Source organism: Pseudomonas sp. W3I7, from assembly GCF_030816095.1.
In the GTDB taxonomy this organism is placed as follows: domain Bacteria; phylum Pseudomonadota; class Gammaproteobacteria; order Pseudomonadales; family Pseudomonadaceae; genus Aquipseudomonas; species Aquipseudomonas salomonii.
In genome coordinates, this window is the sequence record NZ_JAUSXP010000001.1 from 4,740,888 (window position 1) to 4,754,042 (window position 13,155).

The window sequence follows — 13,155 nt, forward strand, 5'->3', positions numbered from 1 at the left end:
CGCGCTAGTCTCTAGGGTTCTGATGTGAGGATCTGTGATGACCGCTGGTATTTCTTCCCGTACACCCCAGCAAGCCCTGGCTGCTTTGCTCGATTTGCACCGGCCCAAACGCCTGTTGCTGTTGGGCGCCAGCCAGTTCCCGGCGCTGGAGGCGTTTCAAGCCGAGCATCCTGACACTGTCGTCGCCGTCGCCCCGCCCGGGCCGTTGCCGCCGGAACTGGCGGCGCAGCGTTTTGACCTGGCGCTGGTGGTCGACTGCCTGGAGCACCTGTCAAAACCGCAAGGCCTGACCCTGCTCGGCGGGATTCGCAACCTTAATAGCAGCCGCATTGCGGTGCTGGCGGACCTGAACGCCTGCGACTGGAAGGACACCGACTTCTTCTCCCTCGCGCTGCAAGCCGGCGAGCGTTTCCAGCGTGATGAGCAGGTGCTGACGCTGTTTACCTATGATCTGCTTGACTATAAACAGGTGCCCGACTGGCTCAACGCCCGTTTCTGGGCCAACCCGGAAAATTTTGGAAAGTATTGGTGGTAACCCGATGAGTACATCCATTTGCCCCTGCGGCAGCGGTAACCTGCTGGATGCCTGCTGCGGCCACTATCACGCCGGCCACCCCGCGCCCTGCGCCACTGCGCTGATGCGCTCGCGCTACAGCGCCTACGTGCTGGGCCTGGTGGACTACCTGGTGGCCACCACCGTGCCTGCGCAGCAAGCTGGCCTGGACCGCACCGCGATCAGCGCCTGGAGCGCGCAGAGCACTTGGCTGGGCCTGGAGGTGGAAAGTTCGGAAGTGTTCGGCGGCCAGCCGGAACACGCATTCGTGACCTTTACCGCACGCTGGCATGACAGCACCGGCGAACACAGCCACCGTGAGCAGTCTTCTTTCGTACAGAATGACGGGCGCTGGTACTTCATCGACCCGACGGTTGAAGTGAAGGTCGGGCGCAATGATGTATGTTTGTGCGGCAGCGGCCAAAAATTCAAGAAGTGCTGTTCCAGCTACCTCTAATCACCTCACAGGGAAAACGCCATGCTTAGGATGTACAGCTTGATGCTGGCGTTAACCCTGAGCCTCACTGGCTGCGCGTCGTGGTTCGAAGACGATACGCCTACGCCCCACATCGCCCTGGTGAAAGTCGAGGTGGTACGGGCCAAGCTGCTGGAGCAGAAATTCAAACTGTGGTTTCGCGTCGACAACCGCGACGATGCCGACCTCACGGTGCGCGGCCTGATCTACAAGGTCAGCCTGGGCGGTTTTGTGCTCACCGAAGGCGAGTCCAATGAATGGCTGACCATACCGCCACGCAGCCATGGTTTTTTTCGGGTGAAGGTGCGCACCAACCTCTGGCCGCAGATCCGCGATGTGGTGCAAATGCTCAAAAACCCGACTAAACCCGTGCCCTATCGCCTGGAAGGCGAGCTGAAAACCGGATTATTCATCGGTAATGACGTGCAGGTCGCCCACAATGGCGAGATAATCCCCGGCGATTTTATTCCGGAGCGACATCGATGACTCAGCAACCCCATGTCCATGGTCCTGACTGCAACCACGATCACGATCACCATGATCACGGCCATGATCACGACCACGGCCATGTCCACGGCCCGAACTGCGGCCACGCTCACCAGGAGCCGGTGCGCAACGCGTTGAAGGACGTGGGTCGCAACGATCCGTGCCCGTGCGGCAGTGAGAAGAAATTCAAGAAGTGCCACGGGGCCTGATGCCCTGAATGCAGTCAGTGTGGGAGCTGGCTTGCCTGCGATGGCGGTGGGTCAGCTGACACAGGTATAACTGTCAGACCGCTATCGCAGGCAAGCCAGCTCCCACATTTGCTCAGCATTTGAGGTCAGGGCTTTCTCTGAAACTGCAACACCACCTCCAATCCCCCGCCTTCCCGATTACTCAAACTCAACCGCCCCTCATGCGCCCGCGCAATGGTGTGCGCAATGCTCAGCCCCAACCCATACCCGCCCGTGTCGGCGTTGCGTGAGCCTTCGACCCGGTAAAACGGTTCCATCACCTGCTCCAACTGTTCCTGGGGAATCCCCGGGCCACGGTCACTGATGACGATTTTCAGGCTGTCCGCCTGATCCTCAACACGCACCACCACGTCTCGGCCATAACGCACCGCGTTTTCCAGCAGGTTCTGCACACAGCGCTTGAGGCTGCGCGCATAGCCCGGCAGCGGTTGCCGGGCGCGACCGACAAGGGTCACGCTTTCGCCCACGTCTTCCAGGTCGGCCTGCAGGCTTTGCAGCAAGGCATTGATGTCGATGTTCTGCCGCGTCTCGTTGATTTCGCCGCTGCTGACAAAATCCAGAGTGCTGGAGACCATGTGTTCCATTTCTTCCAGGTCGCTGCGAAAACGCTCCTTGGTGCGCGTGTCTTCGAGCATCTCGGTGCGCAGGCGCAGGCGGGTGATCGGCGAGCGCAGGTCGTGGGAAATCGCCGCCAGAAAGCGCGTGCGCTCGGCAATATTGGCAATCAGCCGTTGCTGCATCGCATTAAACGCCTGGGCCGCGCGGCGCACTTCGGTGGGGCCGTCCAACGCTAAGGGCGGGCGCTGAATATCCCGACCCAAGGCTTCGGCGGCCCTGGCCAAGGCGTTGAGCGGGCGAATGGCCAGGCGCACCGCCACCAGCGCGATAATCACCAGCACCAGCACGCGCAGCAAATAGATGCGCATCACGTAGTCGAACAGCACGTCCAGCGGCGACGTGCTGGTCCAGCCCTGCTCTTCGCTGGCGTCCACCTGCAACCAGCGCCCATCGGACAAGCGCAGGTCGATCAGGAACTGCCCGATGACCGGCTTGGAACTGAGCAGGGTCGAGAGCCCGGCGCTTTGCCCTTCGCCATCGACCAGAGACAGGCGCAACAACATCAGGGTCTGGGCATAACCGGTTTTCTCCGTCAGCACTTTCTTGATCAGCCGCTCGGTGGGCCGGTCGCTGTCGGTCAGCGTACTGGGGGTGTGGCTGGCCTGATCGCTCAAGGTCAGTTGAAAATGCGGGGTGTTGAGCAGTCTGATCAACTGGTCGGCCTGCTGCGGGTCGTTGTGCACCAGGCGCACCACATCTGCCAGGCGCGTGGCGATCAGTCGTGCAGGAATTTCCAGCACCTGGCCATGCCGACGGTCATACCAGATGCTGCTGGTCAGCGCTTGGGCCGCGAGCATGCCGCTGACCAGAATCAGCACCAGCCGCCCGAACAGCGAACGCGGCAGCAGTCTCACGACTCCAGCACCACATCATCGGCGGTGAGCATGTAGCCCTCGTTGCGCACGGTTTTGATCAGCCCTGCCGGCAGCTGCGAGCGCAGTCGGCTGACGCACACGTCGATGGAGCGGTCGAACGGTGTGCTGTCCTTGTCGAAGACATGGTTGAGCAAAAAGTCGCGACTCAAGGGCCGGTTGGGGTGCTGCAGCAGCAGGCGCAGCACGCGGTAATCGGAGTTACCCAGGCTCACTACCACGCCCTCGGGCGTGAGCAATTGCCGCGCCCGTGTGTCGAGTTGCCAGCCGGCGAACCGGATGCTCGGCGCCTCGTCCAGCCGCGCGCGGTCCGGAAAGCTCTGCACCCGGCGCAGCACCACCTTGATCCGCACCAACAACTCACGCGGATCGAACGGTTTGGGCAGGTAGTCATCGGCGCCGATTTCCAGGCCAACAATGCGGTCGATCAACGAGCCTTTGGCGGTAAGCATCACCACCGGCGTGTTGGAGCTGACGCGCAGTTCGCGGCACAGGCTCAAGCCGTCCTCGCCGGGCAGCATCACGTCGAGCACGATCAGGTCGATCACATTCAGCGCCAGGCGGCGGCGCATTTCCTTGCCGTCGGCGGCGGTGGACACCTGAAAACCGGCGTCGCTCAAGTAGTCGCAGAGCAACTGACGGATTTGCGGGTCATCATCAACGATCAGCAGGTGGTCAAGCTTGGCCATGGGCAGTCAATCCGAAAACTCAAAACGCAGGAGATAGCCGAACGTTCATCCAGCGATACACGCAAATGTAATGGAATGTTGTGGGAAACCATAATCACGCACTAGCGATACAAAGCCAGGGCATGGCAGGCGGAATCGCTCTTTAGACTACCGAACCTGAATGAGAGTAATTGTAATTTAGACTCGGATCATCACCTATGTCACTGCCCACGCCCCAACGTCACACGCTGCACACAACCCTGGCACCGATGTTCGGTTTCCTCGCCGCCGGCAGTGTTGCGCCGACCGCCTGGGCCGATGCGCCGGCCGCCGCGCCGAATGATTCGGTGGTGAGCCTGCCGCAGATCACGGTCGACGGCCAGGAAGCCAGCTCCACCTTCAAAGTCGACCGTGTGACCTCGGCCAAAATCAGCCAGCCGCTGCTCGACGCCCCGCAAAGCGTGACCATCGTGCCGCAGCAGGTGCTCAAGGAACAGAACGCGCAGACCCTGCAGGAAGTGTTGCGCAACGTGCCCGGCATCACCTTCATGTCCGGCGAAGGCAACCTGGGCTGGGGCGATCTGTTTTCGATTCGCGGTTTTTCCTCCGAGCAAAGCCTGACCGTCGACGGCGTGCGTGATGCGGGCATGTCCACGCGCACCGACACTTTCAACCTGCAACAGGCCGAAGTGTTCAAGGGCACCGGCTCGATCGAGTCCGGCGTTTCCGCCGTGGGCGGCAGCGTTAACCTGGTGAGCAAAGAAGCGCACCTGGGCGATGCCAACAAGGTGTCCGCCGGGATCGGCACCGACAGCTACCGTCGCCTCACCGCCGACCTCAATAAACAGCTGAACGACACCACCGCCGTGCGCATCAACCTGATGAAGCACTACAACCAAGTGGCCGACCGCGATGACGTGGACTACGACCGCTGGGGTATCGCCACCTCGTTCGGCTTCGGCCTGGGCACCGACACGCGTTTCTTCGTCGACACTTTCTACCAGAAAGACACCAACACCCCGGACGGCGGCGTACCGATCCAACGTGGCACCGACGGCCACCGCATGCCCGGCGTCAAACGCTCCGGCTGGTACGGCGACTCCAGCCTGTATACGCAGGAGAACGAAACCACCTCGCTGACCGCCCGCTTCGAGCATGACGTTGACTGGAACGAGGCCCACCTGCGCAACCAGACCCGCTGGGAACGCAGCGACAACTTCGCCGTGCTGTCGCCGGCACGCTTCTTCGCCGCCGACGCCAGCGGCAAAAAAACCTGCAGCGGCGCCCGCTGTGCGACCTTGGGCTACACCGGCGTAGGCCCAATCAGCCAAGTGCCCGGCAGCACGGTAAATGCCTACACCGACTACGTAAATAACAGCAACACCGGCTACGGCATTCTGCGAGGCAGCGACTTTGGCTTGTCCAAGCGCTACACCATCCTGGATAACCAGACCGACTTCAGCTTCACGTTCAACACCGGCAGCCTGCAGCATGCCGTGGTCAGCGGCCTGGAGTTTTATCACGAGACGTATGGCGGTCTGAAACGCAACGCCGAAGTGCCGGCCGGCGACCTGTTCTTCAACATGAACGACCCCAGCCACAGCTTCGCCAGCACCTACGTGACCAAGGGCGAAGGCGACCCGCGCTCGGTGATCGATAACGCCGGTGTCTACGCGGGCGACACCGTCACCCTCAACGAACAATGGCAAGTGCTTGGCTCGCTGCGCTACGACAACTGGCGCGCGCAAACCCGCCAGCGCGGCCAGGCCGACATCAGCAGCACCGACGGCGCGCTGAGCGGTCGCGTCGGCGCGGTGTACAAGCCATTGCCGAACGGCAGCATCTACGTGTCCTACAGCGAGGCGGCGCAACCGTCGGCACTGGGCGCGTCCACCAACAATCAGATCTACGGCGCGTCCACCACCAGCAACTACAGCCCGGCCAAGTCGAAAACCTACGAGATCGGCACCAAGTGGGACATTGCCCACGACATGCTCAATGTCACGGCGGCGATCTTCCGCACCGAACTGGACAACGCCTGGGAATACCAGGACGGCGAATCCGCGCCGGTGCGCGCCCTGCCCGCCAAGCGTGTGGACGGCATCGAACTCGGCCTGCAAGGCAACATCACCCCGCGCTGGACCGCCTACACCGGTTTTTCGGCGCTCAAAAGCACGCAGACCAAAGGCATCAATAAAGGCGCGGAAGCCAAGAACGTCCCGGACCTGACCGCCAACCTGTGGACCACCTACGCCGTCACCGACGCCCTGAGCCTCAGCTACGGCGAGCAATACGTGGGCCGTCGTCGCTACAGCGACAACAAATATGTCGGCGGTTTGAACAACAACAGCAGCTACGCCAATGGCCCGTCCGGCGTGTATGCGATCTACACACGCGACCACGAAAAAGCCCCGGGTTACTGGCTGAGCAACCTGGCGGCGCAATACAAGGTGAACAAGGACACCACGGTCAACCTCAACCTCAACAACGTGTTCAACACGTTCTACTACAGCCAGGTCGGCGCATCCCTCGACGGCTTCCAGCTCTACGGCATCCCAGGCGCCGGTCGCACGCTCACCGCCAGTGTCGATTATGAATTCTGATTGCCCCTCACCCGGAGTCCTTTCCATGTTCAAACCTCGTAACGTGCTCAAGCTCGGCGTGCTGTGCGCCGCGCTGGTCCTCGGCCACGCCGAAACTGCCGCCGCCCATGAAGTCACCGACGTGCTGGGCCGCAAGGTCGAGATCAAAGACGACGTCAAACGGGTGGTACTCGGCGAAGGCCGCTTGATTTCGGCGTTTGCCTTGCTCGACAAGGACGCGCCGTTCCAGCGCATCGTCGGCTGGCAGAACGATTTGAAGCTGCTGGACCAGCACACTTACAACGCCTATGTGGCGAAGTTTCCTACGGTCAAAGACATCCCGTTGATCGGGCAAGCGTCGGAGCAGAGTGTCAGCGCCGAGGAAATTCTCTCGCTGAAACCGGATCTGGCGGTGTTCAGCATTTCGGGCCACGGCCCGACCGAACACAGCGCGGTGGCAGACGTGCTGGCCAAGGCCGGCATCCCGGTGTTGTTCGTCGACTTTCGGATCAACCCGGTGCAAGGCACCCACACCAGCATGAACGCGCTGGGCCAGGCCTTGGGCCGCGAAGCCCAGGCCAAGGCGTTCCTGGGTTTCTATGACCAGCACATCAAGGCCATCACCGACGCCGTTGCCACCTTGCCTGCCGGCCCGCGCCCGAGTGTGTTCCTCGAATTGCTGGCCGGTGCCTGGCAGGCGCCGGGGCACACCACCGGCAAAAGCGGCATGGGTGAAGTGATCAAGCTGGTCGGCGGGCGCAATATCGCCGCCGACGTGGTGCCGGGTGCGCTGGGGGATATCAGTGTCGAATACGCGCTTAAAGCCGACCCGGATGTGTACGTGGCCACCGGCAATCACACACCGGGGCTGATGCTCGGCGCTGGCGTGAGCACAGATGAAGCCCGCGAGGCGTTTGATCGTGTGCTGGCGCGGCCGGAGTTCGCCAACCTGCGTGCCATCCGCGCGGGCAATGCCCACGGCCTGTGGCATGACTTCTACAACTCGCCGTACAACTTGCTGGCGATTGAGGTATTGGCCAAATGGGTGCACCCGGAACTGTTCGCCAAGCTCGACCCGCAAGCGACTATGGAACAGATCAACCAGCAGTTTTTGGGGATGCCGCTGCAGGGTGCTTACTGGATTGACGCCAAGGCCAAGTAACCCCTATCGCCCTGCATAAATGCAGTCAGTGTGGGAGCTGGCTTGCCAGCGATAGCGGTGTGTCAGTCACTAAATCATGGGCCTGATACTCCGCTATCGCAGGCAAGCCAGCTCCCACATTTGGATGTTCATTGTTTTTAAGACCTTGTGAGCCCCATGACCACTCAAACCCTCGACCTTGCCAACGCCACTCACGGCTATCGCCGTTTGCTGGCCCGGCGTGCCTGGCTGCTGGCGCTGCTCGGCATCGCATTGGTCTGCGCCATTCTGGTGGACCTGGCCAGCGGCCCGTCAGGCATGGGCCTGCTGGCGTTGCTCGACGGCATCCTGCATCCGTCGCACCTGAGCGCCACCGACCAGGTGATCATCTGGAACGTGCGCCTGCCCTACGCGCTGATGGCGGTGCTGGTGGGTTGCGCGCTGTCGCTGGCGGGGGCCGAGATGCAGGCGATCCTCAATAACCCGCTGGCCAGCCCGTTTACGCTGGGCGTGTCGTCGGCGGCAGCCTTGGGCGCGTCGTTGGTCATCGTGTTTCCGGTGACCACGCTGTGGGTGTCGGCCAACACCGCGATTTCGATTTCGGCGTTTATCTTTGCCGCCGCCTCGGTGTTTTTGCTGCAAGCCATGTCACGCCTGCGTGGCGCCGGGGTGGAAAGTTTGGTGTTGTTCGGCATCGCGCTGGTGTTCAGCTGCAACGCCGTGGTGGCTTTGCTGCAACTGGTGGCCACCGAAGACGTGCTGCAACAACTGGTGTTCTGGACCCTGGGCAGCGTGACCCGCGCCAACTGGGACAAACTCGGCATCCTCGCCTTTGTTGTCGCCGTGGTGCTGCCGTTTTCCTTCGCCGCCGCACCGCGCCTGACCCTGCTGCGCATGGGCGAAGACCGCGCACAAAGCTTTGGCGTGGACGTGAAGCGCCTGCGGTTTTTCTCGTTGCTGCGTATCAGCCTGCTGTCGGCCACTGCCGTGGCGTTCGTAGGCACCATCGGTTTTATCGGCCTGGTGGGTCCGCATATTGCGCGGATTCTGGTGGGTGAAGACCAACGTTTCCTGCTGCCCGCCAGTGCGTTGACCGGCGCGTTGCTGCTGGCGCTGTCGTCGATTGCCAGCAAACTGATCATGCCCGGCGTGATTGTGCCGGTGGGTATCGTCACCGCCTTGGTGGGCGTACCGATTTTTGTGGTGTTGGTGTTCAAGCGCGGGAGGCAGTTATGAGTGCGGGGTTATCGGTACACAACGCCACTGTCCGCTACGGGCGTCGGCAGATTGTGCATGAGCTGAGCTTGCCGACCCTGCCCCACGGCAGCCTCACCGCCTTGATCGGGCCGAATGGCGCGGGTAAATCCACGCTGCTGCGGGCCATTGCCGGGCTGGAAAAGATGCAAGGCGTGGTCAGGCTGGGTGACCTCGACCTGTCGGCCATGTCGGTGGCCGAGCGTGCGCGCCGCGTCACTTACATGCCGCAAAACCTGCCGCCGGGCCTGAGCCTCAGCGTGATGGAAAGCGTGATCGCCGCGCTACGGGTGGCCAATGTGGACGGTATTCCATTGTCCAGCGAGGCCTGCCTGCGCGAAGCCTTCGACGCATTGCAACGTATCGGCATCGCGCATTTGGCCGATCAACTGCTGAGCACGTTGTCCGGCGGCCAGCGCCAATTGGTCAGCCTCGCGCAGCTGATTGCGCGGCGCCCGCAAGTGATGTTGCTCGACGAACCCACCAGCGCGCTCGACCTCAATTACCAATTAAAAGTCATGGACTGCGTGCGCGCGCTGGTGCGCGAACACAACTTGATCGCCGTGGTGGTGCTGCACGATATCAACCTGGCTGCACGCTTCGCCGACCATATTGCCGTGCTGCGTCAGGGCCGGTTGTACGCCAGCGGCGTGGCGGATGAGGTGCTCGACCCGGCGTTGTTCGCGCAGGTCTATGGCGTACAGGTGCGCATTGAGCGCTGCTCGCAGCAGTCATTGCAGGTGTTGGTCGATGGGGCGGTGTGACGGGTTTCTAAGGTTAGACGTAAATATTTGATTGAATTATTGCCCTTCAATCATCACCTATAGAGACAGGCATTCGCTCATTTGGAGAGCTTCATGATCGACCTGTACTACTGGACCACCCCCAACGGTCACAAAGTCTCGCTGTTCCTGGAAGAAGCCGGTCTGCCCTACACGGTGCACCCGATCAACATCGGCCAGGGCGAACAGTTCAAGCCGGACTTCCTGAAGATCGCTCCCAACAACCGCATCCCGGCCATCGTCGATCACAGCCCGACCGACGGCGGCGCGCCGATTTCGCTGTTCGAATCCGGCGCAATCTTGCTGTACCTCGCGGAAAAAACCGGCCAATTCATCCCCAAAGACCTGCGCGGCCGCCAAGAGGCGCTGCAATGGCTGTTCTGGCAAATGGGCGGGCTGGGGCCGATGGCGGGTCAGAATCATCACTTCAGCCAGTTCGCACCGGAGAAAATCCCCTACGCCATTAAACGTTACGTGGATGAAACCGCCCGTCTGTATGGCGTACTGGACCGCCGTTTGGCCGACCGAGCGTTCGTGGCGGGTGAGGACTACAGCATCGCCGACATGGCGATCTACCCGTGGATTGTTTCCCACAAGTGGCAAAGCCAGCGTCTGGAGGATTTCCCGCACGTGCAACGCTGGTTCACCAGCATCAAGGAACGGCCTGCGACGGTTCGGGCGTATGAACTGGTGCAGAAAGTGAATCCGCCCAAGTCCTGATTCAACGTCTTGCTCGGTCAAATGTGGGAGCGGGCTTGCTCGCGAATGCGGTGGTTCAGTCAGACCTTCATTGACTGACACACCGCATTCGCGAGCAAGCCCGCTCCCACATTTGATTTGCGCAAGACTCAAACTCCCGCTTGCGTCGTTTCGCCGCGCTCACTAACGTAGCGCCTTTAATGACGCTACCCCCGCAGGAGCTTTGCCATGGCCTCGCCAGCCCTCTCACACTTTATCCCCCGGTTCGGCGTTGCCGCGGCAGTGGCCAGTGCTTTAAGCCTGGCCGGTTGCCAGCTCCAGAGCACCCAGGACACCCTGCCACCGGTGGCCGGTGTGCAACCGATCAAGGGCCTGGCACAGAATGTGTCGGTGCGCCGCAATGCCCAGGGCATGCCGTTGATCGAAAGCAACACCTTCCATGACGCGCTGTTCAGCCTCGGTTATGTACACGCCAGCGACCGCATCACGCAGATGGTCACTTTGCGCCTGCTGGCTCAAGGCCGCCTGGCGGAGATGTCCGGGCCTGAGGTGCTGGATGTCGACCGTTTCATGCGCGCGGTCAACCTGAAAAAAAGCGCCGGTGAGCTGTATAACGCTTCGTCGCCGCGCCTCAAGCGCTTCTTTGAAGTGTATGCGCGTGGCGTCAATGCCTACCTGTTCCGCTACCGCGACAAGCTGCCGCCGGACCTGGCCCAGACCGGCTACAAGCCCGAGTACTGGAAGCCGGAAGATTCGGCACTGTTGTTCTGCCTGCTCAATTTCAGCGAGTCGAGCAACCTGCAGGAAGAACTCTCGTCGCTGGTGCTGGCGCAGAAAGTCGGGGCCGACAAGCTCGCCTGGCTCACGCCGAGTGCGCCGGACGAGCCGATCCCGATGGACGAAGCCGACAAGCTCAAGGGCGTGAACCTCGGCCAGGTCACCGGCCTTGCCGGGCTTGAAAGCGTCGGCCAACAGTTGAACAGCCTTAACGCACTGGCCGTCACCACCTCCAACAACTGGGCCATCGGCCCGCAACGCAGCCGCAGTGGCAAAAGCCTGCTGGCCAGCGACCTGGCGGCCCAGCCACAAGCGCCGTCGCCGTGGAACTACGTGCAGATCCGCGCGCCGAAATACCAGGCGGTCGGCGTCTCGATTGCCGGTTTGCCGACCCTGCTGTCCGGCTTCAACGGCAAAGTGGCGTGGAGCATGAGCGCGGTCAAAGGCGACACCCAGGACCTGTTCCTGGAGAAGGTCAAACGCCAAGGCAGCGCGTTGTACTACGAGAACAACGGCAAATGGCTACCGGCCGTCGTGCGCAACGAAACCTACTTCGCCAAGGGCCAGCGCCCGATTCGCGAAGTGGTGTACGAAACCCGCCACGGCGCCCTGCTCAACAGCAGCCAGGCACTCACCACCGGGTTCGGCCTGGCCCTGCAAACCGCCGACCTCAAAGACGACAAGAGCCTGGACGCATTCTTCGACTTGTCCCGCGCCCAAAGCGCCGGCAAGGCCTCGGACGCGACCCGGGAAATTCGCGCTATCGCCCTCAACATGATGTTTGCCGACGCGAGCAGCATTGGCTGGCAAGTCACTGGCCGCTTCCCCAACCGCCGCGAAGGCCAGGGCCTGCTGCCCTCGCCGGGCTGGGACGCGCGCTTTGACTGGGACGGCTACGCCGACGCGATGCTGCACCCTTACGATCAAGACCCGGCCCAAGGCTGGATCGGCACGGCCAACCAGCGCACCGCGCCACGCGGCTACGGCATGCAGTTGTCCAACTCCTGGGACGCACCGGAGCGCAGCGAGCGCCTGGCGCAACTGGCCAACGCCGGCAAGCATGACAGCCGCAGCATGATCGCCATGCAGTATGACCAGACCACCTCGTTTGCCGCCAAGCTCAAGACCATGTTCCAGGCGCCGGGCATGGCCCAGCCGCTGAAACAGGCAATCGATGCGCTGCCGGCAGCCGACGCCGTGAAGGCCCGCGAGGCACTCAGTCGCTTGATGGCGTTTGATGGCCGCCTGGCACCGAACTCCGCCGATGCGGCGATCTATGAGCTGTTCCTGCAGGAAAGCACCAGGCAGATCTTCCTCGACGAACTCGGCCCGGAAAACAGCGCCAGCTGGAAAGCCTTTGTCAGCAACGCCAACCTGTCCTATTCCGCCAACGCCGACCACCTGCTGGGCCGTGAAGACAGCCCCTTCTGGGACGACGTGCGCACCGCGCAAAAAGAAGACAAGCCGGCGATCCTCGCCCGCAGCCTTGCCGCCGCCATCACCGCTGGCGACAGCCAATTGGGTGGCGATCACAAGGCCTGGCACTGGGGCAAACTGCACACCACCACCTGGAAAAACACCAATGGCCAGGTGATCCGCGGCCCGTTTGCCAGTGGCGGCGACCACAACACCCTGAACCCGGCGCCGTACAGCTGGGGGCAGGATTTTGTGACCACCCAAGTGCCGGCGCTGCGCATGATCGTCGACTTCAGCCAAAGCGAACCGATGATGGGTCAAGGTGGCATCGGCCAATCCGGCAACCCGGCCAGCCCGAACTATGCGAACGGCATCGATGCGTCGCTCAAGGCGCAATACCTGAGCTTCCCGATGCAGCCGCAGAACTTTGACAAGGTGTATGGGAAAACCCGCTTGACCCTCACACCCGGCAAGTAACTGTGGGAGCTGGCTTGCCTGCGATGGCGGTGTGTCAGTCGCTAATTAATCGATTGACACACCGCCATCGCAGGCAAGCCAGCTCCCACATTTGATCGCCTGCATTT

The 13,155-nt window shown here is 61.9% G+C and carries 12 protein-coding genes; 10 read left to right on the top strand and 2 right to left on the bottom strand.

Going from position 1 to position 13,155, the window contains the following annotated elements:
- Positions 1–37: 37 nt before the first annotated feature.
- The 4 genes from QF043_RS21970 to QF043_RS21985 are packed head-to-tail and all read left to right on the top strand — an operon-like array spanning position 38 to position 1,723.
- Positions 38–535, top strand: coding sequence for a DUF6231 family protein (locus tag QF043_RS21970; protein WP_099485862.1), 498 nt, complete (start codon positions 38–40; stop codon positions 533–535).
- Positions 536–539: 4 nt separating this feature from the next.
- Positions 540–1,010, top strand: coding sequence for a YchJ family protein (locus tag QF043_RS21975; RefSeq protein ID WP_307420171.1), 471 nt, complete (start codon positions 540–542; stop codon positions 1,008–1,010).
- Between the two features lie 21 nt (positions 1,011–1,031).
- Complete coding sequence (locus QF043_RS21980; protein WP_305458407.1) at positions 1,032–1,514, top strand: LEA type 2 family protein; 483 nt, start codon at positions 1,032–1,034, stop codon at positions 1,512–1,514.
- Positions 1,511–1,723: an SEC-C metal-binding domain-containing protein gene (locus tag QF043_RS21985; RefSeq protein WP_082463548.1), complete on the top strand. Its 213-nt coding sequence runs from the start codon at positions 1,511–1,513 to the stop codon at positions 1,721–1,723. The genes QF043_RS21980 and QF043_RS21985 overlap by 4 nt, the downstream gene beginning before the upstream one ends.
- Before the next feature lie 125 nt (positions 1,724–1,848).
- Here QF043_RS21985 and QF043_RS21990 read toward each other — a convergent pair whose 3' ends face one another.
- Both QF043_RS21990 and QF043_RS21995 read right to left on the bottom strand, forming a co-directional pair.
- Positions 1,849–3,234, bottom strand: a complete 1,386-nt coding sequence (locus QF043_RS21990; protein WP_307420172.1) for an ATP-binding protein — start codon at positions 3,232–3,234, stop codon at positions 1,849–1,851.
- Positions 3,231–3,941, bottom strand: a complete 711-nt coding sequence (locus QF043_RS21995) for a response regulator (RefSeq protein WP_065929001.1) — start codon at positions 3,939–3,941, stop codon at positions 3,231–3,233. The genes QF043_RS21990 and QF043_RS21995 overlap by 4 nt, the downstream gene beginning before the upstream one ends.
- 197 nt (positions 3,942–4,138) lie before the next feature.
- Between QF043_RS21995 and QF043_RS22000 the strand changes: the two genes are divergently transcribed.
- From QF043_RS22000 to QF043_RS22025, 6 genes are all read left to right on the top strand, one after another.
- A complete protein-coding gene (locus tag QF043_RS22000) occupies positions 4,139–6,523 on the top strand; it encodes a TonB-dependent siderophore receptor (RefSeq protein WP_307420175.1) in 2,385 nt (794 codons plus the stop codon).
- Between the two features lie 25 nt (positions 6,524–6,548).
- A complete protein-coding gene (locus QF043_RS22005) occupies positions 6,549–7,664 on the top strand; it encodes an ABC transporter substrate-binding protein (RefSeq protein ID WP_307420176.1) in 1,116 nt (371 codons plus the stop codon).
- 156 nt (positions 7,665–7,820) lie between these two features.
- Positions 7,821–8,879, top strand: coding sequence for an iron ABC transporter permease (locus QF043_RS22010; RefSeq protein WP_307420177.1), 1,059 nt, complete (start codon positions 7,821–7,823; stop codon positions 8,877–8,879).
- On the top strand, positions 8,876–9,661 hold the full coding sequence (locus tag QF043_RS22015) for an ABC transporter ATP-binding protein (RefSeq protein WP_307420178.1): 786 nt from the start codon (positions 8,876–8,878) through the stop codon (positions 9,659–9,661). The genes QF043_RS22010 and QF043_RS22015 overlap by 4 nt, the downstream gene beginning before the upstream one ends.
- Before the next feature lie 93 nt (positions 9,662–9,754).
- Positions 9,755–10,399 (top strand): glutathione S-transferase N-terminal domain-containing protein, encoded by a 645-nt coding sequence (locus tag QF043_RS22020; protein ID WP_307420179.1) that lies wholly within the window; start codon positions 9,755–9,757, stop codon positions 10,397–10,399.
- A 207-nt stretch (positions 10,400–10,606) separates the two neighbouring features.
- Positions 10,607–13,048, top strand: coding sequence for a penicillin acylase family protein (locus tag QF043_RS22025; protein WP_307420180.1), 2,442 nt, complete (start codon positions 10,607–10,609; stop codon positions 13,046–13,048).
- The last annotated feature ends 107 nt before the right edge of the window (positions 13,049–13,155 follow it).